This window comes from Herminiimonas aquatilis (assembly GCF_042665175.1).
Taxonomy (GTDB): Bacteria; Pseudomonadota; Gammaproteobacteria; order Burkholderiales; family Burkholderiaceae_D; genus Oxalicibacterium; species Oxalicibacterium aquatilis.
This window is the reverse complement of the sequence record NZ_JBHTCC010000001.1, coordinates 735380-758814: the sequence shown is the minus strand read 5'-3', so window position 1 is coordinate 758814 and position 23435 is coordinate 735380. Positions and strand designations below refer to the sequence as shown.

The window sequence follows — 23435 nt, the reverse complement described above, 5'->3', positions numbered from 1 at the left end:
CACGACCGAAACGTGCGTTCCTTGGTGCCCTGCAAACAACATTCATTTCCATGGTGGAACCCGGGTTATCGGCCGGAGCGCTTGAAACTGAACCACAGGCCTGCAACAACCGGGATGGCGAGCGCGACCCAGGCAGCCCAATGCCAAACACCCGTTTTGAGCAAGGCAGCGAGCAAGCCAAATAGAGTGAGTATTGCCAGTAAGGTCGGCGTGCGCCAGACAAACCAGAAGGTGCTGCGTTGTATAGAGGAATTTGTCATTACCAGTTTTTCAAATAATGCGAATGCGTATTTTAACTTCTTGCAGTCATGCGTATCGACGACTCGATATTAATGAATGTCGGCCCTCTGTTGATAGTTTCCGTGCAAGGCAAGCATGCCACTAGGTGGAACGTCAAACCAGCGTCGTTGCGAAGAAAGACGCAACGACTCCAGGTTTGATCACAGACGGTCTGGAAAAAGTCAGAAGTCTATCGACGCGGACAGCACCAAAGTGCGTGGCGAGCCGACGGTTACATAGGTTCCAGTTGTGAGCCAGTAGTTCTTGTCCAGCAGGTTCTCGATGTTGGCGCGTAACACGACCTCCTTGCCCGCGACCGCCGTGCGGTAACGTGCGCCGATGTCGTAACGAGTCCAGCCGTCAAATTTTTGTGTGTTGGCGGAGGTCAGGTAGGAACCCGAAGTGTAGATTACGCGGCCATTAAGCGACAGGCCCGGCGTCCAGGGCGTGTCCCAATCGAGGCCAGCGCTCGCCGTAGTGTCGGGTACGCCAGCAGCATCTTTGCCCTGATTGACACCGTTGGGTGTCTTTGTCAGCTTGGGATCGACAAATGCCACACTGGCCATGCCACGCAGGCCACGCTGCAGTTCGCCATAGGCGGACAATTCGAGACCACGATTGCGCTGTTCGCCGAAATAGCCGTAGACGTTGGTTGCGGTGTTGACTTGTGCGTTCGGGCGCGCGATTTGGTAGATCGCTGCAGTGGTCGTAATACGGCCCCAATCCACCTTGACGCCGGCTTCGTATTGTTCCGATTTGTACGGGGCCAGTGCTTCACCTGGATTCGCGTAGCCAGACGTTGTCGAAACGAAGGCGCCGCGGGTCAGACCTTCAGTGTAGTTACCGTATACCGAAACGTTTTCCATCGGCTTGAATACGACGCCTGCGAGCGGCGAGACTGCGCTCTTGTCATAGTTGCTTGTCTTTGCGCCAGTCGCGTTGAAGCTTTGTACTTCCACGGTCTGGTTACGCGCGCCGAGTGTGATCAACAGCCGGTCATTCATGAAGGACAGTGTATCTGCGAGCGCGAAACTGCTGAGCGTGGTTTCAGATGTTTTGAGGGGAGAAGTACGTGCGGCCGTGATGGACGGAAGCGGCGCCGGATTGTAGATATTGGATGCTGTTGAATTGCCGGTAATGTATGCACTGCCAGCCTCCTGCTGCATTTGAGTCACTGCAGCCGTGACCGTGTGTCCAATGCCCGCCGTATTGAAACGCCAGCGCAAACCGGCGTTGCCGCTAGTCGTCTTGGTGTACGAGTCGTAGTAGTTGTTACTAACTGTAAAATTACCAATTGTGTTGACCGCAGTGGTGGAGCGCGGAAACACCTGATCGTTTGAACCATCACGATAGCCGATGCCGGCGTAAGCAGTCAGCGCATCGGTGATGTCGTATTCAATGCGCGTGGCGATGGTCGAATCCTTTTGTACCAGCGTTGTGCCGGGATAGAAATTCGAACGCGCGTCCGGTGGTGCCGGGATGGCGGAGAGCCCACTATCCAGGCTGATCTGCGGGCGGAAGTTATCGGTGTCGTCACGCTGAATGATGGCGTCCAGTGACCAGCGTGCGCGGCTGCCGCGATAATCGACGCCCAGCGCGGCCAGGCCGGTTTGCTGGTTCCCGCCATCGATTGTGGCCTCGCCGTCGCGCACCAAGCCGTTGAAACGCAGGCCCCATGCTTTGTCTTCGCCGAAGCGCCGACTCATATCGAGCCCTAAGCCAACATTGGCGCTGCCGGTATACGCAGCGGTCACCCGTGTGAGTGGATCATCGCTGGCACGTTTGCTGACGATGTTGATGCCGCCGCCGACGCTACCGCTTGGTGCGATGCCATTGATCAGCGCGCCCGGCCCCTTGAGGATTTCTACGCGTTCGACGAGTTGAGCAGGCACACGGTTTTGCGAGATCAAGCCATACAATCCATTGAGGCCGACGTCTGTGGCGCTGACGGCAAAGCCGCGTATCTGGAAGGTGTCGTCGAAGCCGGTGCCGCCGGTGCTCATGCGTACCGAGGCGTCATTCACCACGACGTCTGCCAGAGTGCGGACTTGCTGGTTTTCCAGAAGGTCTGCCGTGTAGTTGGTGGTGCTGAATGGCACATCCATCGTGTTCTGTGTACCTAGCAGACCCAGGCTGCCGCCACGCGCAACTTGTCCACCTGCATGGGCAGAAATTACATCCGTTGTCGATATCGCAGACACGGTTACTGCAGGCAACGTACTGACGCCCGGCGCGATACGACGCAGGCGGTAACCGCCATTCGCGCCGGAGACCGCTTCCAGACGATGGCTGCCAAGAATCGCATTCATGCCACCGCTTAGCGAATAACTGCCTTTGAGGCCGTCGCTTTGCAGTCCTGCAGTTAGTTCCGGATCAATCGCTACGAGTGCACCGGCTTCGCGCCCAAAACGACCCAGTACCTGATCCAGCGAGCCGGCAGGTATGTTGTATTGGCGGGCAGCTTCGGTGCGAATCGTCGCATCTGGAGTGCTTTGTGCCAGCGCCGGCACAAACGCTGCGGTACCGACCAGCAGCGCGCTGCACAGCGCGAGGCGGGCGGCATGGGCGATCGGTTTGATGGTCATCGGTGGGTGACGATGCATGCCTGCATCGTGCTTGAACGGGTGGGGCATCTTGGTTCCTTTTAGTATCGGGCTGGAAATGCAGCGTTGCCTTTGTTTGCAGCGCCTCTATTCCTGTTGATGCACGAGTTCTGGAAACCTGCCTTCGTGTTTGATAAATTTTTCTTGTTACTTACTTGATCGCATCGCTAAGGGCATTTACGTAGGGCTTCCATTTTTCTTGCCGGCTGTGATGGTGGTCCAGTAACGGGTCATGTGATGGATGTGCAGCGGCAGGGTTTCGGTCAGCAAGCCCAGCACGGCATCAGTGTCATGCAAAGGAAAAGAGCCGCTGACCAAAAGGTCTGCAACTGCCGGATCGCAACGCAGCACACCTTTGCGATAGCGATCGAGTTCGTTGATAAAGTCGGCCAGCCGCATCCGTTCGACTACCAGAATGCCGTCGATCCATGCCGCGATGCTGCCATCCAAGGCAAAGGGAGGCTGGGCCGAGATAGACGTGAATCGGGTTTGCTCTCCTGCATTGACGCGCACTCCATCACCGCTGCTTGCCGAAATGTTGACAGCACCTTCCATGACGGCTACGGCGGTTGTCGAAGGAGTATCGACTACATTGTGTCTGACGGTAAAGCGCGTACCGATAGGCCGAATGCTGCCATTGTTAGTTGCAATTTCGAAAGGTCTTCCGACAGCATCCTTTGCTGTGATGACCATGATCTCACCACGTTGCAATACGATCTGGCGCACACGATCATCGAAGCGCACATCGATTGCAGTGGCCGTATTGAGCATGATGCGCGTGCCATCCGCCAGTATGACGGTGCGTTGTTCTCCGGTTGCGGTGCGATAGTCAGCTGTTGCGCTTTGCCATATAGCTTGTTCGCGCATGACCAGAGAACTGCCGCCGATGACACCCAGACCCACCAGTGAACGCAAGACCATGCGGCGTGTATTGCCATCGGTACTGCGCAATACAGAGCGCAGCATCGGTGGCGACACACGGTTGCCGCTGCTGCGCAGATCTTGTCCGAGTGCATGCAATCGTTGCCACGCTTGTTCATGTCGATGGTCAGCCGCGCGCCATGCGGCGCACGCGCGTCTGTCTGCTTCGCTCGCTGCATCTGATTGCAGCGTCACCAGCCAGACTATCGCCTGTTTGACGATGGCCTGATCGATCTGGTCGCTACTACCGGATACAGGTGCGAAGAGAGAATGTGACGACATGAGAAATAATTATTGCGCTGGATAGACTGCTGTATAGCAATGCTGGAACGCCCTGATCATCGATTTTTGTACCGCGTTCACCGACATGCCGAACTGCGTAGCGATGTCGGCGTAGGTCCATCCATCGAGTTGCGACAGTAAAAAAATCTCACGTACGCGCGGTGACAAACCATCGAGTATGCGACTGATGGCGGTGAGCGCTTCGACTATCAGCATGCGGGTTTCCGGTGACGGGACGGTTTCTTCCGGCATTGCTGCCAGTGCGTCCAGATAGGCGCGCTCCAGTGCCAGTCGACGAAAATATTGTGCGGTCAGGCGAGACGCAATGGTGGTCAGGTAGGCACGCGGTTCACGAATTGCATCTGCATCGCGCGCCGTCAATATGCGGGTAAACGTGTCTTGCGCCAGATCGTTGGCGTTGTCTATGTTCCCCAATTTACGCCGCAAAAAACTGACGAGCCAGCCATGATGGTCGCTGTAGAGAACGGCCAGTTCTTGTGATCGTGTATGAGTGAGCAGCATGGTATTCAACAGGTAATCAGGCTTGATGCGCCTGAATCAATTTTTCCATCCGTGCTTCATTGGTCTTGCGCCGCACGAACCACAGGTACAAACCGCTACCGAGTACAACGATGGTCATCAGATCGAGAATCGCCCACAGGATTTGCATGGGCCGGCCACCGTAGTCGCCAAAGTGCAGTGGCTGTGAAACGAGTAGGGTAGTCAGATACCAGGGCAGCACGCGACTATCCGTTACTTCGCTGGTTTTTGCATCCACCAGTACCGGTTTGAAGAGCCGGGATGTCAATGGCTCGGTGCCGCGCATGAAAATACCGTAGTGATGCGGACTGCTGAATGTGGTGCCCGGGAAGGCGATGAAACCCATCTTCATGCTCGGTTCCAGCGCGATGGCAGCATCGACTGCTTTTTGCAGTGACCCTAACTCAGTCAACGGTGGTTTTCCCTTGTATGGCGCGATCATTTCCGCCATCTGATCATATTGCCAGTATTTGACCAGCAGGTCTGCCCAGGTATTGATGACGCCGGTGGCGCCGACAATCAGCAACCATGAAAGCGTGACGATGCCTAGTAGATTATGCAGGTCCAGCCATTTCAATCTCGATGAGCGCTGATCACGCACGGTGCCAAACTTCAGCTTTTTCATGAATGGGCCATACAGTACGACACCGGAAATAATCGCGACGATGAGCAAGATGCCCATGAATCCGAGAAACAGCATCCCCGGCAAACCGGCAAACAAATCCACATGCAGCTTGAACATGATGTACATGAAGCCCTCATCCAGCTTTGGTTCCGCCAATGCCTCACCAGTACGCGCATCGATGGCAACCTGCTTCATGCCGGTTTCAGAAGTAGGCGTGCTCGACAGCGTAACGAACCAGACGCGATCGTCATCCTCTTCCTGCGAGGCAAACATTCCGACCAAACCAGGATGACGCGCCTTGGCAACTTCCATCACCTTGTCCATGCTGACACGCGGCGTGTCAGCCGCCATCTCCGGCGCCTCGACTTCGGTTCCGAGCAAATGCCCGATTTCGTGATGGAAGATCAGCGGCAGCCCTGTCAGGCAGAGCAGCAACATGAAGATGGTGCATACCAGACTGGACCATTTGTGGATCCAGGCCCAGCGGCGCAGGCTTGCTGTGTTCATTAAAACTCGATGGAAGCGGACAATGTAAATGTGCGCGGAGCGCCCAGCACAAGGTAAGACTGACCCGGATAGCCGCCGGATGAAGCCCAGTAGTCACGGTTAGCAACGTTATCGACGCGAGCACGCCAAGTCACAAGCTTGTTGGCGATGGTGCTCAGATAACGAGCACCGAGGTCAACGCGTGTCCAGGAAGGAATCTCCAATGTGTTCGTGCCGTTCGCATATTGCGAACCGGTATACACGACACGGCTGTTAACACTAAAACCACTCATGCCGGGAACATCCCATTCAACACCGAGGTTGGCCATGGTCTTCGGCACACCTATTGAGTCTTTCCCGTTCAGGCTGGCAACTGAAGTTTTCTGTTCTGTATCCAACACTGTCAAGCCACCGAGCAGACGAAGACCGCGTTGTACATTGCCGAACAGGCTCAACTCAACACCGCGGTTTTTCTGCTCACCTTCTACGACAAACACGTTGGCACCATTCACATATGAGCTAGGGCGAGAAGTCATGAAATAAGCCAAGGTGCCGCCAAATTTGCCGAAGTCATACTTGACGCCGACTTCCTTCTGTTCCGACACTTGCGGCTCAAAGAGGGAAAAGCGATTGTTTGTATAAGCCGGTGCAACGGGGCCCTTTTCCAAGCCTTCAATATAGTTGGCATATACGGAGACCTGATGACTTGCCTTGAAGACGATTCCTGCAATCGGGGATGTCTTAGTTTTCTTGTTGTGGCTCTCTTGCGTACCAGTGACTGCGCTATAGCCGTAGCTTTCCATACTTTGCTGTCTGGCACCGAGAGTCAACAACAGTTGATCGTCCAGGAAGGACAAGGTGTCTGCCAAGGCTACACTGGACATCTCCAATTTTCCAACTAGCGGTGGATTGGAAAGGTTGCCTTCGCCGTAGCCGTCCAGCGCTGGCATGGCGTAGGCCACTGGGTTGTAAAGGTTAGTTTGCAGTGCGTTATAAGCGGACCCTTTGAAGGCGTTATATTCCTTTGACTGAAAAGCTGACGCTGATGCAGTCCACGCGTGCTTGACAGAACCGGTCTGCAGTTTGCCGCGCAGACCGACCTCGCCGGTGGCTACGTCGTCTTGACGCTCGTTTTCCCAACGATATGTCGACATGTCTCCATTGGCAGCGGTTATCAGCGGGTTAGCCAAGCGATTCGATTCGCGTCCTTTGCGTATGCCAGCAGCTGCCCAACCAGTCACTGCATCGCTGAAATCGATCTCGCCACGCACTGTGCCGAAGGCGTCGCGCGAGTTTGAATAGGTCCAGGGTTGTGCAAAATTCTTGGAAGCGTCAGGCGCTGTCGGGACGACAGTACCGACGTAAAGGCTTGGGCGTGGCTGGCTAATTTTATGTTCTTGATAGCCCAAATCGGTCGATACGCGTACATCGCGACTACGCCAGTCCCAGCCCAGCGACAGCAAGGACAGTTCACGCTTCTCGTTATCCACTGAAGTTTCACCATCACGACGGACAGCATTTACGCGCAAGCCCGAGGCTTTGTCTTCGCCAAAGCGGCGCGACAGATCAACGCCGACTTGATAGTGTCCGCCGCTTTCAACGCCGATAGTGACTTGTGTCAGTGGATCGTTGCCGGCGCGTTTCGGTACTACATTAATTGAGCCACCAATTCCACTCCCGCCCGGAGCTGCGCCGTTCAGGAATGCACTCGCGCCGCGAAACACTTCGACACGTTCCAACAGCTCGGCCGCGACATACTGGCGCGGCAACAAGCCATACAGGCCGTTATAAGACATGTCGTCTGAATAAACGTTGAAGCCGCGGATCATGTACAACTCTTGGAAGTTGCCGAATCCTCGTGCGATACGCACGGTCGGATCGTTTTGCAGGACATCCGCTACGCTCTTGGCTTGCTGATTTTGAATCAGTTCATTTGTATAGCTGGTAATGGAAAACGGTGTATCCATCATGTCTTGTGTACCCAAGATCCCAGCACGTCCACCACGCGCAACCTGTCCACCCGCATATGGTTTCGACAAACCTTCTGCCGAAGCGTCTGCGCTTGAAGTCACGACAATCTCAGTCAACTCGGTGGTGTTCGCTGGATCGGCAGTTTGTGCAAATGCGGTACCGGCGAGGATGGGCAGCGCGGCTTGCAAAGCGCATGCGATCAGGGTTTGTTTGAGAATTGGACGAGATGTGCGGCGCGACATGGATTTCCTTTTTTGCCAGTAGGCAGATACGAGAGTCCGCTTTATTGTAAAAGCGAATACAAATACGAATTGTTCTCATTATAGGTTGAGTGCATACACTCTCGCAACACTAGACTGCATTGTGCGTTGCAAATTGGGGATAGCCAGGAACGGGAGGCGCAGTTACGACGCTTGGATGCCGGGACAGTTGGTACTTGCTATGCTGGGTTGTGGCGCTGCGAAAGGGGGATTTTGGCGGGCGCTTGCGTAACTGTAGCGAAATAAAATTAAGAAAATTGCAATAAATGCCATCGCCTTGACGATGGCATTTTTACTTGCGCGCGATCATTTTCAATACGCGCATCAGGCTGCCGACTACGGGTAATTTTTCATAGAGTTCTTCCGCCGCATCCCAAAAATCCCGATGCATTTCGACCAGGCCTGCATCGTTGAAGCGCAGTTGTGTTGCACCGCGTATGCATTGTTCTTCGCGCGCATAGCGCTTCATATGGAACAGGAAGTCCCAGGTAATAAAAGCCTGATTGCCTTGCAGGATGTGAGTGGTGATCACGAAGCGCGGGTTTTGTACTTGCACGAACATGTGCGTGAACAGTGGCTCGATGGCGGGCAGGCCGCGTACTTCGTTGAATGGGTCCTTGAAGCTGGCGTTTTCCGCGTATATATACGGCAGCTGGGTTTGTGCAGATTCCACCGTCATGGTTTCAAAAAAACGTACGACATTTTCCAGTGCAGCCTGGTGATCGGGCGCTTGATTTGCAGCACTGTTAATCGATTCATTCATAGTCCGGTTCCTTTGTGGATCAACCAGAAATACAGGCGGTAGGGTAGCAGGCGCAGCAGTCGCAAGAAGTTCGTGAAGCGCCGGGGGAAGTGGATGTGGAATTGCCCGCGTTCCAGTCCGTGCACCAGCGCCTGCGCCGCCTCGGTAGCCGACATCAATGCCGGCATGGGGAAGTCATTTTTCTGCGTCAACGGCGTATCGACAAATCCGGGCGTAATCAGATGCACGGCAATGCCGCGCGGATGCAGGTCTATGTAAAGCGACTCACACAAATTGATCAGCGCCGCTTTGGTCGGCCCGTAAATCAATGCTTTAGGCAAACCACTAAAGCCAACCACGGATGCAACTATGCCGATTCCGCCATTGCCTTGTGCCAGCAAGTCGGGCAACACTGCATCCAGACAATGCAAGACGCCGCGCACGTTCAGATCAATCATTTGATTGGCGACGGCAAGGTCGAAACTGTCGGCGCGCATTTCCTTGTAACTGCCCGCCACTACCAATATCAGATCGAAGCCCTGCCATTGCTGCAAGATCGCATCGCGTGCAGCCAATACGGCCGCATGATCGGTGATGTCCATCGCCGCCACCAAGGCATTGGGGTTGCCCTGTGCGACGTCCTGCAGCATGTCGGCACGTCGTGCAGAAAGCGCAACGCGCGCGCCCTTTGCCAACAGTAAGCGCGCGGTATCCGCACCGATGCCGGTGGACGCACCTATGATCCAGACGCGCTTATTGTGCCAATCTGTAATACGAGGATTCATTGATTGCTCTTGTATGAAAACGATTACCTATTGCGGACGCTTGGTAAAAGACAGCGTTACTTCGCCGAGGCCAACACCGAACTTGCTCATCGACGTACGATTCAACATCACGCGGTCGTCCATCAGTATCATCCAGTCATCCATTTCCATGTTGTAAACCTTGCCGTCTACCGGCAAGGCAAGAACATACTTCCAGTTCAAGGCATTGCCGGACGCCGTACCGATTGCTTCGCCGACTACATCGGATGCCGTGCCGATGTAACTGCCGGGTGCGACTTGCCGAATGGTCCAGATGCGTTTTTGCTTGGTGCCATCCGAATAGGTAAAGTCTTCATCCAGCGTGCCGACATCGCCATCCCATGTGCACCGCATGACGACGGTAAAGCGCTTGACCACTTTGCCCGATCTATCCTGGAACATGCCCCACGCGTCTAGTGTGCCGTTGAAATACTGCTTGATGTCGAGCACGGGTTTTTCAGCCGCATATTGCGATGGCTGTATCGGTGCACAGGATACGAGCAGTGTTGCAGCAACTGTTGCCAGTACTAATTTTAGGTAACGCATAGCTCGCCTCTTCATGTGATTGTCTGCTCAGGTCTGAGCCGTTCAATTTTTTTGTCGTGTTTGCGTGTAGTGGCTAGTTCAACTTTTTTCCAGCGTGAATTGCATGACATCGATACTGCCGGCGCGGAATCCCGCTTCGCAGTAGGCCAGATAAAATTCCCAGGTACGCAGAAAGCGTTCATCAAAACCTTGCTCCCGTACCTGTGACAAACGCTCCTTGAAAGCGCAGCGCCATTCATCGAGCGTTCGCGCGTAGTCGAGCCCGAACTTGAACTCGTCCACCACGCGCAAGCCATGCTGTTCTGCATGCATGCGGAATACCGATGGTGAAGGCAGCATGCCGCCGGGAAAAATATACTGCTGGATAAAATCCGTCCCCTTGCGATAGCGCTCGAACAAGGTGTCATCGATCACAATGGTCTGAATGCAGGCGCGGCCCTTCGGTTTGAGATTGCGTGCAATACAGGCGAAATAGCTGGGCCAATAAGCTTCGCCCACCGCTTCGAACATTTCGATGGAGGCGATCGCATCGAATTGGCCGTCGGCATCCCGATAGTCCTTCAGCAGCAATTCTGCTTTTTCGTTCAAGCCGGCTTTTGCCAGACGCTGATTGGCGAAGTCCAGTTGTTCTGTCGACAAAGTCAGTCCGGTGACATGTGCACCAGATGTCGTCGCCAGTTCCGCGAAGCCGCCCCAGCCACAGCCGATTTCCAATACGCGCGCCTGCGATGGCAGGCGAAGCTGGTCCAGGATGCGCTGGTACTTTGCATCTTGCGCCTGTTGCAGATTATCGGTATGCCCATCCGCAAACAGCGCACTGGAATAAGTCATGGAAGGGTCCAGCCACAATTGATAAAAGGCGTTGCCGATATCGTAATGTGCATGGATATTTTTGCGGCTGCCGGTGCGCGAGTTGCGATTGAACAGATGCCGCACGCGATACAGCAGGCGACCCCACCACGTGCCGTAAATGACCGATTCGATTTGCTGGCGATTGCGGATAAAAATTTCGATCAGGCCCGCAAGATTGTCGGTACGCCAATGGCCATCGATGAAGGTTTCGGCAAAGCCGATATCCCCCGACTTCAATGACGCGTTGCAGATTTCCCAGTTGTCCAGCGACAGCGTGACTGCTGTATTGCCATTGCCGAACTGCGCAATCCGCCCGTCCGGACATTCCATGCGCAGGGCACCGTGTTCCATCTTGCTTAACAGTTGGAGGATGAATCTGACTTGCGATGGCAGGTCGGACGTTATCAGCGTATCGGCCTGCGCGCCGGCTGTTGCCTCGTATGGAAAAGACTGTTGTTCTAGTGAGTTGGTAGTCATCGGCTCATCTCATGGGAAGGAGGCTGCGGTTTTCTGAAGAAGGGCACGCGCTTGATCCACAGGCGCAGTGCCTGCCAATGGATTTTTGCGACGACGCCAAAGGTCATTAGGGGATAAAGAAAGAATGCCTTGATCACGCTGGCATTGCTGAGCTGGCGCGAGATGCCCGACAGGCTGGTCAACAGCAATGGTCCGGCTGCATCGTCGTAAGCGATACGCGCGACAGTCCGCTCGGACCAGCCGTCTGTATCATCGACATATGCGTGTGTCTTGCGCATGAAGCGAAAATGGTATTCGCCGCTTACTTCGCAAAATGGCGACACATGAAATACCTTGTGCGCCGTCAGCTCAATGCCGTACGGCATGACCGTACCGGTGTCGAGCAGATAGCGATGATGTTCGCCAAAGGTATTGCGCACTTCGCACAACACCGCACGCAGTTGCCCGTCGCTGCGATGACAGAACCAGAAGGACACCGGATTGAACACATAGCCCAATACTCGCGGGAACGCCTGCAGCCAGATCTCGCCATCGGCATCATGGATGCCTTCCTGCTTTAGCAAGCCATCTATCCAGGCTAATGGCGCTTGCTGGGCATCGCCATGATCCTTGTCGTAGAACGACAATAGATTAAAACGGTTGTGCGAAAAAAGACTCGACCAGCGGCCCGTGTCGACATCACGCGCAGCCATGGCGCGCAGCGGCAGCCGCATGAAGTACACGCCGTAGTTGAATGCATGTACCGCAGGGCGCGAGCGACTATGGCGTACGGTGCCAAAGCATAGTTGCGGTCGGTTGACGGTGCTCATGATTTCTCTTGTTCTGTCGTCAGGTTCTCAAGCTGTTGCAAGTGATCTTGGCGCATAGCTTGCAAATTCTTCTGCCTGCTCGATGATGGCCTGGGCAATCGCCAGGCCAGATTTCAAGCCGTCTTCATGAAAGCCATAGCCGGTCCAGGCACCGGCAAACCAGGTGTTTTGCTTGCCTTGAATTGACGATAGCTTGCGCTGTGCAGCAATCGCCTTGGCATCGAATACCGGATGCGCATAGTCATAGCTGCCAAGTACACTGCCCGGATGCGGCGCGTCGATAGGATTGAGCGACACGATGACGGACTGTTTGAACGGCAGCGGCTGCAACTGGCTAATCAGATAGTGCACGCAGACGCGCGGTTCACCACTGTCTTGAGCGCTCTGATAATTCCACGCCGACCAGGTCTTCTTTTGCTTGGGAAGACAGCTTGTGTCGGTGTGCAGTACCGCGGTATTGGGCTGGTAGGTGATGGCAGACAGCACGGATATTTCTGTTGGACGTGCATCCTGCAATACGCGCAAGGATTGGTCGCTGTGACAGGCGAGCACGATGTGATCGAAGTCGTGTTCGCTTACGGTGTCACCCTGGCGTGTCTGCACTTTAATTTGTGTGACATTGCTGATGGTGGTGCGCGTTACCGATTCGATCGCTGTATGCAAATGCTTGTTCGGAATCTTTGCCAGCATCTTGTCCACATAATGTCGGGCGCCGCCGCTGACGGTTTGCCATTGCGGCCTGTCATTGATTTGCAGCAGTCCGTGGTTGTGGCAAAAACGCAGGAAGGATTTAAGTGGGAATGACAGCATCTGCTCGGTAGGGCAGGACCAGATACAGCCTGCCATCGGCAGCAAATACCAGTCGCGGAATTCCTTGCTGTAGCCGTGCTGGGTCAGATACATGCCGAGCGTCATTTCGCGGTCGGATTCTGCTTCCAGCTCAATGCTGGATTTGATTTCCGCATCCATCGCCAGCTTGGTCGCATTTTGATTAAAGCGCAGGATGTCGCGCAGCATTTGATGAAAGCGCGGACTGACCAGATTGCGGCGCTGTGCAAATACCGCATCCAGATTGCCGCCAGCCCATTCCAGTGTGCGATTTGCGAGTGGCAGCTTGACCGAGAATGACATATCGGTCGCTGCCGTTTCCACCTTCAGTTCAGCAAATAGCGCAATCAGATGCGGATAGGTCTTCTTGTTAAAAACGAGGAAGCCAGTATCCACGCCATGCGTATAGCCATCCAGCGTGACGTCGACGGTATGCGTGTGGCCGCCGAAATAGTCGTTTGCTTCAAACAAGGTCACGTCGTAACCGGCTTCTGCCAGTCGGTAGGCGCATGACAAGCCCGAGATGCCGGACCCGGCGACAGCGATTTTCATTCCCATTTTCATCTTGTTATTGCTCCAGTTGCAGCATGAAATGGCCGCCGCGACGATCAAAACGATAGTCAAACGCCAGCCATGTAACTAAAGGAGTAGCGGCAAACAGACAAAATCGACCTGCCATTTGCCGCCGTATAAGACTCATACGCAGCAGGTCCGGGATTGGATTCAATTATTTTTAGATTAACTGAAAATAATTTTCCAAAGGGAAATTAATGGGCGGCTTGTGACTATTTCCGAGAATGTTGAATCCATTGGTGGGTACGCGCCGTATATCTTCAGGCAATCCTGCAAACCTGAAAGGAAACACCATGCGCAAATTTGCAACTGCTTTAGCACTCACCGCAACGCTTGCTTCCGCCTCTTATGTACATGCAGCCGACGTCATGGTCGGCGGTCAAAGCATGATGGCCAGCAAGGACATCATCGATAACGCCGTCAAGTCGGCCGATCACACCACGCTGGTTGCCGCAGTCAAGGCAGCCGGTCTGGTCGACACCTTGAAAGGCAAAGGCCCGTTCACTGTCTTTGCGCCGACTAACGCTGCTTTCAACAAGCTGCCCGCCGGCACCGTGGAAACGCTAGTCAAACCAGAGAGCAAGGACACCCTGACCAAGATACTGACCTATCACGTCGTACCGGGAAAATACGATTTCAATGCATTGTCGAAAGAAATCAAGAAGCACAAGGGCAAGGCTGAACTGGCAACGGCGAATGGCGCCAAGCTCAGCTTCGCGATGAACGGTGCGCACAATATCCAGGTAATGGATCAGAGCGGCAACACGGCCAACATCAGTACCTATGACGTGATTCAATCGAATGGCGTGATCAATGTGATCGATACAGTTTTGATGCCGAAGTAAGCAGTTTGTAATCCGAGTCGTAGGCATTGCCGGGTTCTGTAGGCAATGCCAGGCATGGCAACAGGTGGCCGTGCATGCCGGTTGTGCATGGCCAAGCCTGTCTATGCTGGTATCGGTATTGGATGGCGAATAGCCACGCTTTGCATTTGCGCTTTACATTTTATTTTTCTTTCCCTATCAAGAGGATTGTTGATGGTTGCAGCATACGACCAAGAGTACAGGCGACGATTTTTTACGGTCATGTCGCGCGAATCACGTACCATATGGCGTGTGCAAATTCGTCAATATCTTGATCGGAACTTATCCATGCTCGAACCGGAACAACTGAAAACATGGCTCGTGAAAGTCGCGCGCAAAGACGCCGAAGCGTTTCGCGCACTCTACGACGCCAGCTCACCCAAGCTCTTTGGTTTTGCCTTGCGCATTTTGCACAAGCGCGAACTGGCTGAAGAGGTGTTGCAAGAGAGTTTTGTCAGCATCTGGAATAACGCCGCAACCTATCAGTCCAGTCTGGCGGCGCCGATGACATGGATGAGTACCATCGTACGCAACAAGGCTTTTGATGCCTTGCGCAAAACTGATCAAGCGCTGGAAATCGATGACGAGAGTTTTGATCCTGCAGTTATGGCGGCGCTCGAAAGTAGCGACCCGACGCCGATCGAAGCCTTACAGTTATCGGATCAATCGAAAGCACTGGCACGCTGTTTTTCGCGGCTGGAAGGTTTGCACAGGCAGGCGATTGCGCTGGCATTTTTCCATGATCTGTCTCACGGCGAAGTTGCAGCACAAATGAAGCTGCCGATAGGCACGATTAAAACCTGGGTACGACGCGGCCTCGCCCGTCTGAAAATCTGTCTCAGCCCAGCGGAGCAAGCATGAATATTCAACATAACGAAGCCCTGCGCGACAAGCTGGCGTCCGAATATGTGCTCGGCACATTGATAGGCGGCGCACGTCGCCGTCTGGAAACCTGGATGAAGGCCGACGCCGCATTGCGTCGTGCAGTCGCCGAATGGCAAGACCGCCTGGCGCCTATGGTCGAGTTTGCAACGGCGGTGCAGCCTCCGCCTTCAGTCTGGTCATCGATTTCCAAGCGACTCGATCTGCAAAGCCCTGCGAAACGCAAATTGGCTTACTGGCTGAACCTGCGCGAGGACCTCAGTTTCTGGCGTGGTCTGGGCATGGTTTCCACCACGGCTGCGCTGATCTTCTTGTCGGTGCTGATGATGCGTCCTACGACAGATATACCGGTCACATCCTTTGTCGCCATGCTGAACGATGATAATGCGCAACTGATCGCTGTCGCCACCGGCGATGCCACGAAAAACCGCATGACCATCAAGGTCGTGCAACCGCAGGTACTCCCCGCGGACAAGAGTCTTGAACTTTGGGCCATCACCAAGGAGGGCAAAGTGCGCTCGGTGGGCTTGATGGATGAGCAGGGTAGTTATACGGTGACGCTCGGCGACGCAACATCGCCTGAGGCTGCACCTATCCTGGCCGTTACGCTGGAACCAAAAGGTGGTTCTGGCGATCCGAACAAAGCGACCGGACCGATACTGTACAAAGGCGCGTGGGTAAAAATCTAGCAATGGATTTCCAGACGGGCGGCTGAACGGGCAACTGACATGGCTGGCAGCCCGTTCAACCAACCTTGAGGACTCTGCATGCCGATGGCGATTGTGTTGAAGGGCGCGGTGCTGGTATCCGCCGCCCTGGCAATAGTGGTGGGACTCGGTGCCTGCTCACCGTTGACCTTGTTGAATGCGGTGACACCATCCAGTAGTTACGACAAATCGGCTGACATCGCCTACGGTGACGATCCGCGCCAACGGCTGGATGTCTACAGGCCACGCAATGTCGGCGCTGCGGCACCGGTGGTCGTGTTCTTCTATGGCGGCACCTGGAGGAGCGGCAAGCGTGCCGATTATGCCTTTGTCGGTTCGGCGCTGGCAGCACGTGGCATAGTGACGGTGATCGCCGACTATCGCTTGTATCCGCAGGTACGCTATCCAAATTTTATCGAAGACAGTGCCGCAGCCGTGGCGTGGACCAACCGGCAGATCGCGCGTTTCGGCGGCGATGCACAGCATATTTTTGTGATGGGCCACAGCTCGGGTGCGTACAACGCGGCGATGGTTGCCCTGGACAAGCGCTGGCTGGCGCAATCCGGTTTGTCTCCCAGCATCGTGCGCGGCTGGATAGGGCTGGCCGGCCCGTATGACTTTTTGCCTATCGAGAATCCCGACGTCAAACCGGTATTCCATTTTCCTGACACGCCAACGGATTCCCAGCCTATCAATTTTGCATTGGCAGGTTCGCCACCAGCCTTGCTGATAGCGGCGAGCGACGACAAGCTGGTGAGCCCGCAACGCAATACCGGCGGCATGGCCGTAAAGCTGAAGGCTGCCGGCGTCCCGGTCACAGAGCTCTACTTCCCCAAGCCGTCACATACGACGCTGATCACGACACTGGTCTGGCCGTTCCAGCACCTCGCACCTGTGCTGGATGAAGTCGATCGGTTTGTGAAAGCCGATGGCAGGAAGGTGGTGGCGGACTCCACAGATTAATTCTGCAGAATAATTTTGCATATTAACGTCGCATGCATGATCGCTGACAGCCTTGCCTTCTATTACAGCTCGTCCAACGTCGATCGCAGGTCGCTGGCTCGCGCCTGCAAAGCGTCTATATCCTGTTGCGCCATCTTGTTGAGCTGGGGATAAACCATGCCGATGCGGGGATTGGCCGCAAGCTGGTCTGCATTGCGAGTAAAGAAATCCCAGTACAAAGCATTAAAAGGACAGGCCTTTTCGCCTACGCGCAGCTTCTTGTCGTAGTGGCAGCCTTTGCAGTAGTCGCTCATGCGATCTATATAAGCAGCGCTGGAAACATAGGGTTTGGTGGCCAGCAAGCCGCCGTCTGCATACTGGCTCATGCCGACAGTGTTCGGCAGTTCCACCCATTCGAATGCATCGATATAGATGCCAAGATACCAGCGGTGCAGGGCATGCGGATCAAGTCCTGCAAGCAAGGCAAAATTTCCAATGATCATCAGGCGTTGAATATGATGCGCGTGCGCGTGGGCTAGTGAATCCCCGATTGAAATCGATAGACAGCGCATGTTGGTCTCGCCGGTCCAGAACCATTCTGGTAGCGGGGCGACATGGCCGAAGGTATTATTTTTTTCATACCCCGGCATCTGGTTCCAATAGACGCCACGTATATATTCGCGCCAACCAACGATCTGGCGTATATAGCCTTCCGCCGATGCCAGCGGTACGTTCCCCTGCCGCCAGGCGAGTTCGACCCGCGTTACTACTTCGCGCGGATTGAGCATTTTTGTGTTGAGAGCGAACGAGAGCAGGGAGTGAAAAAGCCGCCATGCCTGTGCGCTCATCGCATCTTGAAAATCGCCGAAATAGGGGAGTGCATGTTCGATGAACGCATCCAGTTGCTGTAGCGCTTCAGCCCGGTTCAATGGCCATGCCAGTTGTGTTGCCTGGGCCTTTCCAAACGTGGCGACACCTGCTTGCTGGATCGATAGCCATAAGGCGGAATGATCATGCAGCACGCGGTTGTCGAACGGCTCGCTTGGATTGCCCTTCCATGATTTGCGATTGTCGGCATCGAAATTCCACTTGCCGCCTACGGGTTTGCCATCGGCTTCCAGCAATATCTGGTGATGCGTCCGCATATGACGATAGAAGTTCTCCATCAGCCATTTCTTGCGACCGGCGAAGAATGTCCCGGCATCGTCAGGGTGCGTGTAAAAATGTTCGCTATCCACCACCCTGCATGCCATGCGTTTTTGCCGACCGTACTCGGCAAGCTGTTGTTCCAGCCGCCATTCATCCGGCATTTGATACTCGAACTCGCTGGATTGATAGATCGTCTGCAGTGCATCGATATTTTTGGTCAGCGACTGCTGGTTCGCAGCGTCATCAATCTTCAGATAGTGCACCCGATGACCGGCATCCAGAAGGCCGCGCGCAAAATCCCGCATGCCTGCAAAGATGGCAATCACCTTTTGCGCGTGATGTAAAACGTAATCAGTCTCTTGACGCATTTCCATCATTATGTAGACGACATCATCGTGATGATGGCCATACCAACTATGCTGCGGATTCAGTTGATCGCCTAGGACAAGACGCAGGGTAGAAGCTGGTTGGAGATGATTCATGTGTTGCCTGTCTTTGATCAGAATGGGATTGCGTAATTAAGAATCTGTATAGAAGAATGACATTTTTGCCGCTGACGCCGCGTTCAAAATCCCTTCCGGTTCAGCCCACTATTGACTGTAAGGTATTCCTTACACACCTTTCAGAAAATCTTTGCAATTCACGTCGTTATCCGCTTCTTTCGCTTAAATTTTGAGCTCCTAAAATAGAGTCAACTGTTAGGAGAAAGAATGAATATCGCCCTCGTTGATGACTCCACCATGGTACGAGCCAATCTCACCTCGCTGCTTACCAAGCTGCCCGGCGTGCATGTGGTTGGTCATGCCGCCAGTGAAGATGAGGCAGTAGCCTTGATCAATCTGAAACTCCCGGATCTCGTTTTAATGGATATTTCGCTGGAAAGGGGTACAGGCCTGGATGCTCTGCGCAGGATCAGGTTGACGGGCAACGCAAGTCGCGTCTGGATGCTGAGCAACCATACTGCCTCTCGGTATAGAGAACTGGGTAACCAGCTGGGAGCAGAAGAATTTTTTGATAAAGGCATTGAACTCGAACAACTGGTTGCTGAAATTAAAAATAATCTTTAATCACCGCCATCCGGTAAGAAGGCGCCAGATTCAGAGCGTGAAGAGATGATCGCCACTTTCCTGATTCAGGAGATGATATTCCTGTTAGGCACTCCGTTTGGATATCAAAAAAGCATGGAAAGAGTAGCGCTGCCGAGGCACAACATGGCTGGAATTGAGAAAAACAGATTGATGGATGCGCGAATATTTTGTGTTTGGATAGATTGTCGTTTTTCATCAAAATGACATCATCTTTAACCTTTCCCTTGGGCTAATTCAGGAAAATTTTCCAGCTCCGCTGTTATACTGGCTCATCAAAATCAGTATAAAAATCCATGCGTTACCTTCTTTGCATACTCTGCTGTCTGGCACTGAATCCAAGCTTTGCAGCGCCGCCTGGTAAGGCCAAGGTCAATGCACCTGCCCTGACGATAGGATTGTCTGTGGCCGATCCCTGCCAGAATTCTTATTATGCAAATATGCGTATTTGCGCAGGGCAGGTCGTGCAACATGTTGCAGAATCTTCTGAGAAATTTCAACCTGTCAGCGTGAATGGTGAAACCGTCGTTGAGGTGTCTGATCAGTTGTACATGGTTCGCGTGATTGATTTTTACTAAGCGCTGCAGGAGAAACGTAGCGACGCCTTTATCGCTATCTGCATAAGGCTCTGGACATCAGAAATAGGTGACTGTGACCGTGATCGTATCTGTATAAAATCCTGGTACTGCTGTTTTCTGATTTGACGCTACGCGCCCGTAAAGAGTGTGATTGCGTGGCGGCGACAAGCCGAGCACATCCAGCACGACGGTGCCTCCAGTTGTTGTACTTCCTCCAGTACCATCTCCCCATATCGTCACATAGTTATCCGTATATAAGTTGTAACTCAAGTAATTGCTGCCGCTCGCCATTCTGCGCGCCGTATAACTCGTGCCATTTCCTTGGCTGAGTTTGATCGTGTAGGGAATCGCAAGACCAACCACGCCACCGCAATTCATGGCGACGTTGCCGTTGGCATCATGGGTGCCGCTCAGCAAGGGATTAAACGATCCAAAACTAACTGGTGTGACGGCGACGGAACAAGTACACGCAATCGGCAGGCACAAGGCAGACGCCTGACTGGATACAACCAGGAAAAACAGTGTCAGCATCAGCTTTTTCATTGCGGCCTTTCTTCACAAAGTACGGTCCCCAGTGCGGGAATCGTATCGGATGATTCAATCATGTCTACCTCTGCGTAACAGTGTGATGCATTGACTCTTGCAGAGAGTTTGACGCGTTTTTCTACGCTACTGATAAAAATCTTGCCGTCAAAACCGACGGTCGATTTTTTCTGCTGATTCTGCATTATCACTTCAGTACCCGGTGGCAGTGGTTTGCCGTCTGCGGTGACTAAGCTTGCCGTAGCCGACTGCACTCTGCGGACCGGGAAGAGCACCGAAATGCCGCTGCGCATGGCTGGCGTAATGATCATGTCGAGTGTGTCGATTTCTGCATCGAAAGGCAGATCAGCCTGATCGATACTGATACGATTTTTTTCGTATCCGCGCAAACCGGTAATGAATGCATAACCGTCATCGCCGGTACTGGCGACTTTTTGGTTGTCGCGCAAGACGCTGATGCCGTCGTAGTCACCGACCTTGACGACGGCAAAGCTGTCTTCGATACGACGCGTCGGGAATGCACTTCCTCCCAACACTGCCACCGCACCTGTCGCACCAACGCGATAAGCATTATCGTTGTCACTATGCGCCACGCCACCACTTAGTCGCGTATAGGCATTTTGCAAGGTGCCGAGAGCACTGTAACGTCGGGACTCGCTTTGATCCGCATTGATTTGATAGCCATAGCCCGGGCCGCTTGGCATATTGCGTTGCAACTGCAACGCCGTATATGATGAATTCTTGTCTTTGGTTTGAACGGCTGAGATACTGCCTTGCGTGCCCAGTGTATGAATCAGAGTCAGGCTGAATGTGGTGCCGCTGCGGGCATCCAACTGACGGGTTGCGGCGAGGCTGAAGTAAGCGTTTTGTCCCAGACTACGGCTGTAGCTGAGCGCTACCAAACGATTGCGGTCGTTCTGCCAAGTTGTCTGATGCGCATAACTCGCACCTATGCCGCCTTGCAGCCAAGACATCCCCAAGGCTAGCGCGGCGGAAACCTTGGTCGAGCGACCTTCGATTTCTCCCAACTGTGTGAAATTGCGTGTCGCGTAACGCGCGATGAAACTGCCACTGATATCCGGTGCCTGTCTATCCATGCTGATGCCTGATGACCAGCCGTTACCGGCAGATGTGCGGCTTGTGGCCCCTTGCACACCGACGGTCCCCAAGGTACCTAATAACCAGGTGCCGCCAGCACCTACCGTTTGCTGCGACTTGAGAATTTCTCCCCGTATTTCTGTCGTAAAGTTTGGCGTAATCCCGAGCCTGTCTGTACCGGCAATAAACGCACGGCCGTAATTGTTGCTGGCAAAGCCGTAGTCTTCACGTATGCGACCTGCCTCTATCGAAAAGTCATGCAGGCCAGGTTTGAGCAATGCCCGACTTGCGTAATACGGCTGCACAATGATTTGTTCCCGACCAAGGACATCACGAACCGCCATGCGGATTTCTCCCTTACCCGTCACCAGCGGGACGTTCGCCAGATCGAAAGGGCCGGCAGGTATCGTCGTTTGTGATCCATAACTATTGTTGACGTACAAATCCAGTGTGGATGGCAATGCAGTTTCGCCGCGCACAGTAGGCAGGGGCAAGGTTGAAAAGCCAGGCGATAGCGCAAAATTGGTTCCCCAGCGGATGCCGCCGAAACGCACCGAACGTCCCCAGGTACCGCCTGCACTGATTGCATCACCCAGCCAAACGCTCTGGCGCTTATCCGGTACATCGATGGTCCAGCTGGTATCCAGGCGGACATTGCTGCTACTACCGTTATTGTTGCGATAAAGCGAGGATGAAGAGCCGAAGCCCCACTTACCGAACAGCGAAAATTCATATAATCCGCCCACCGAATTAAGACGATTGCTACGCTCCGCCTGCACATCGTAGTTAAAGAAGCCGCCGAGCGGCGAGGCTGTCAGTGGTGGCGCTTTTTCATCTTCGACAGCGATCTTGTATACCGAGAAAGCAGACGCCTTGGCATTGATCAATAGCGACTGGGTTTTAGGATTTACTTTCCATTCAATATCCGGAATGTCTGATAGGCGAACATATGCGAAACCTTCAAAAATTATTTCCTGCGCGATGGGTTTTGGCATATTCCATTTCACCAGATCAGTCTGGGCGACGGCAATTTCATTCTTTTGCAGTTGCAATATTGCACTGGTGTCGTCCTGTTCTATGCCATTGATCACGATGGCAAGAACGATTACAGTCGCATTCGATATTTTTTTTGGGGATGGGTTATCCGGAGCCGTCAACATCGTTTCAGGGACAATGGCACGTGCTTCCGTCGCACTCGACTGTGCAAGGACGGTAGGTGTATTCAAAGCAAGCGCAGCAATTACGCAGCAGCGCATCTAGTCCCCTCGAGCGATTTCCGTAGAAATATACTGCGGTCCACGATCAGTAAATACTTCAAGTGTGATCGGCTGAATGGCGAGCGCTTGCACTGCGCGCATCGAGAAGCTGCGCGCTTCGCCTGGAAAGATGACGCCACCTTCCGTGGTGGAAGCGACGGGTTCACCGCCCTTGGCTTCGTTCAATCTGACTTTGACGCCACCTATTTTGTAATGGACGTTGCCTGCATTTTGCAATTTGACGACCAGATTGCCTTTTTTGTCAGCGCGGACTGTCCATTTCTCGTCACGAATTACTTTTACCGGTGCCACGTAGATGGGTAGTCGCATTGCAACCAGCACGCGTACATTTGTGCCTGCCGTCTCGGTGCGCACGACAGGAACTTCACGCAATACCAGCCTGTAAGTTTCTTCATAAGGTTTGTCCGAAGGACGGCGCAAACCGATGCGTACGATCTGACTTTCGCCAGGTTCTACTGTGAATACTGCTGGGTTAACCATGATGTCGGATGTCTCACCATCTTGGTCGACACCGTTTACCCGAGTCCATGCGATGGTTTCAACCTGCATGGTGACTGCCTCTGCACCGTAATTGACGATATTCACGGTGGTGCGATTGACTGCCCCACCCATGTGGATGGCAACCGGCGTGACACCGAGGTTGGCCGCCCATATAGTTTGTGAAAATAGTGCCAGCAACAGCAAACAGAGTCGCATCATCTTAGCCCCTTGCAA

The 23435-nt window shown here is 53.7% G+C and carries 22 protein-coding genes; 6 read left to right on the top strand and 16 right to left on the bottom strand.

Annotated features, from left to right (window positions below; translation table 11 throughout):
* Window positions 1–65: 65 nt before the first annotated feature.
* From ACFQO0_RS03495 to ACFQO0_RS03440, 12 genes are all read right to left on the bottom strand, one after another.
* Window positions 66–260, bottom strand: coding sequence for a hypothetical protein (locus ACFQO0_RS03495; RefSeq protein ID WP_382232641.1), 195 nt, complete (start codon window positions 258–260; stop codon window positions 66–68).
* Window positions 261–461: 201 nt separating this feature from the next.
* Window positions 462–2912 carry a TonB-dependent siderophore receptor gene (locus ACFQO0_RS03490; protein WP_382232640.1) on the bottom strand — a complete coding sequence of 817 codons (2451 nt, stop codon included), beginning with the start codon at window positions 2910–2912 and terminating at the stop codon, window positions 462–464.
* Window positions 2913–3059: 147 nt separating this feature from the next.
* On the bottom strand, window positions 3060–4085 hold the full coding sequence (locus tag ACFQO0_RS03485; protein ID WP_382232639.1) for a FecR domain-containing protein: 1026 nt from the start codon (window positions 4083–4085) through the stop codon (window positions 3060–3062).
* 9 nt (window positions 4086–4094) lie between these two features.
* Entirely contained in the window at window positions 4095–4607 is a 513-nt protein-coding gene (locus ACFQO0_RS03480; protein ID WP_382232638.1) for a sigma-70 family RNA polymerase sigma factor, read from the bottom strand.
* Window positions 4608–4623: 16 nt separating this feature from the next.
* On the bottom strand, window positions 4624–5757 hold the full coding sequence (locus ACFQO0_RS03475; RefSeq protein WP_382232637.1) for a PepSY-associated TM helix domain-containing protein: 1134 nt from the start codon (window positions 5755–5757) through the stop codon (window positions 4624–4626).
* Window positions 5757–7949 (bottom strand): TonB-dependent receptor, encoded by a 2193-nt coding sequence (locus ACFQO0_RS03470; RefSeq protein ID WP_382232636.1) that lies wholly within the window; start codon window positions 7947–7949, stop codon window positions 5757–5759. The genes ACFQO0_RS03475 and ACFQO0_RS03470 overlap by 1 nt, the downstream gene beginning before the upstream one ends.
* 310 nt (window positions 7950–8259) lie before the next feature.
* Window positions 8260–8730: a nuclear transport factor 2 family protein gene (locus tag ACFQO0_RS03465; RefSeq protein WP_382232635.1), complete on the bottom strand. Its 471-nt coding sequence runs from the start codon at window positions 8728–8730 to the stop codon at window positions 8260–8262.
* Window positions 8727–9494, bottom strand: a complete 768-nt coding sequence (locus ACFQO0_RS03460) for an SDR family NAD(P)-dependent oxidoreductase (RefSeq protein WP_382232634.1) — start codon at window positions 9492–9494, stop codon at window positions 8727–8729. Before ACFQO0_RS03460 ends, ACFQO0_RS03465 begins: the two co-directional genes overlap by 4 nt.
* A 27-nt stretch (window positions 9495–9521) precedes the next feature.
* Complete coding sequence (locus ACFQO0_RS03455) at window positions 9522–10058, bottom strand: DUF3833 domain-containing protein (RefSeq protein ID WP_382232633.1); 537 nt, start codon at window positions 10056–10058, stop codon at window positions 9522–9524.
* A 78-nt stretch (window positions 10059–10136) separates the two neighbouring features.
* A complete protein-coding gene (locus ACFQO0_RS03450) occupies window positions 10137–11387 on the bottom strand; it encodes a class I SAM-dependent methyltransferase (RefSeq protein WP_382232632.1) in 1251 nt (416 codons plus the stop codon).
* Complete coding sequence (locus tag ACFQO0_RS03445; protein ID WP_382232631.1) at window positions 11384–12196, bottom strand: DUF1365 domain-containing protein; 813 nt, start codon at window positions 12194–12196, stop codon at window positions 11384–11386. Before ACFQO0_RS03445 ends, ACFQO0_RS03450 begins: the two co-directional genes overlap by 4 nt.
* 27 nt (window positions 12197–12223) lie before the next feature.
* Complete coding sequence (locus ACFQO0_RS03440) at window positions 12224–13576, bottom strand: NAD(P)/FAD-dependent oxidoreductase (protein ID WP_382232630.1); 1353 nt, start codon at window positions 13574–13576, stop codon at window positions 12224–12226.
* Window positions 13577–13890: 314 nt separating this feature from the next.
* On the opposite strand from ACFQO0_RS03440, the gene ACFQO0_RS03435 reads away from it, so the two are divergent.
* The 4 genes from ACFQO0_RS03435 to ACFQO0_RS03420 all read left to right on the top strand — a co-directional run bounded on the left by ACFQO0_RS03435 (window position 13891) and on the right by ACFQO0_RS03420 (window position 17012).
* On the top strand, window positions 13891–14442 hold the full coding sequence (locus ACFQO0_RS03435; RefSeq protein WP_382232629.1) for a fasciclin domain-containing protein: 552 nt from the start codon (window positions 13891–13893) through the stop codon (window positions 14440–14442).
* Between the two features lie 306 nt (window positions 14443–14748).
* On the top strand, window positions 14749–15321 hold the full coding sequence (locus ACFQO0_RS03430; protein ID WP_382232627.1) for a sigma-70 family RNA polymerase sigma factor: 573 nt from the start codon (window positions 14749–14751) through the stop codon (window positions 15319–15321).
* The gene (locus ACFQO0_RS03425; protein ID WP_382232626.1) at window positions 15318–16031 is read left to right on the top strand and encodes an anti-sigma factor; all 714 of its coding nucleotides are present in this window, start codon (window positions 15318–15320) and stop codon (window positions 16029–16031) included. Before ACFQO0_RS03430 ends, ACFQO0_RS03425 begins: the two co-directional genes overlap by 4 nt.
* 78 nt (window positions 16032–16109) lie before the next feature.
* Window positions 16110–17012 carry an alpha/beta hydrolase gene (locus tag ACFQO0_RS03420; protein ID WP_382232625.1) on the top strand — a complete coding sequence of 301 codons (903 nt, stop codon included), beginning with the start codon at window positions 16110–16112 and terminating at the stop codon, window positions 17010–17012.
* A 62-nt stretch (window positions 17013–17074) separates the two neighbouring features.
* On the opposite strand, the gene ACFQO0_RS03415 is transcribed toward ACFQO0_RS03420, so the two are convergent.
* On the bottom strand, window positions 17075–18622 hold the full coding sequence (locus ACFQO0_RS03415) for a cryptochrome/photolyase family protein (RefSeq protein ID WP_382232624.1): 1548 nt from the start codon (window positions 18620–18622) through the stop codon (window positions 17075–17077).
* A gap of 228 nt (window positions 18623–18850) precedes the next feature.
* On the opposite strand from ACFQO0_RS03415, the gene ACFQO0_RS03410 reads away from it, so the two are divergent.
* Together ACFQO0_RS03410 and ACFQO0_RS03405 are read left to right on the top strand one after the other, a co-directional pair.
* Window positions 18851–19207, top strand: coding sequence for a response regulator (locus ACFQO0_RS03410; protein ID WP_382232623.1), 357 nt, complete (start codon window positions 18851–18853; stop codon window positions 19205–19207).
* Between the two features lie 314 nt (window positions 19208–19521).
* A complete protein-coding gene (locus ACFQO0_RS03405; RefSeq protein ID WP_382232622.1) occupies window positions 19522–19803 on the top strand; it encodes a hypothetical protein in 282 nt (93 codons plus the stop codon).
* A gap of 57 nt (window positions 19804–19860) precedes the next feature.
* Here the strand turns inward: ACFQO0_RS03405 and ACFQO0_RS03400 are convergent, their stop codons facing one another.
* Genes ACFQO0_RS03400 through ACFQO0_RS03390 form a run of 3 tightly spaced genes read right to left on the bottom strand, consistent with a single transcriptional unit; the run spans window position 19861 to window position 23420 of the window.
* Window positions 19861–20346, bottom strand: coding sequence for a Csu type fimbrial protein (locus tag ACFQO0_RS03400; protein WP_382232621.1), 486 nt, complete (start codon window positions 20344–20346; stop codon window positions 19861–19863).
* Window positions 20343–22700, bottom strand: a complete 2358-nt coding sequence (locus ACFQO0_RS03395; protein WP_382232620.1) for a fimbria/pilus outer membrane usher protein — start codon at window positions 22698–22700, stop codon at window positions 20343–20345. The genes ACFQO0_RS03400 and ACFQO0_RS03395 overlap by 4 nt, the downstream gene beginning before the upstream one ends.
* Window positions 22701–23420 (bottom strand): fimbrial biogenesis chaperone, encoded by a 720-nt coding sequence (locus ACFQO0_RS03390; RefSeq protein WP_382232619.1) that lies wholly within the window; start codon window positions 23418–23420, stop codon window positions 22701–22703.
* Window positions 23421–23435: the final 15 nt, after the last annotated feature.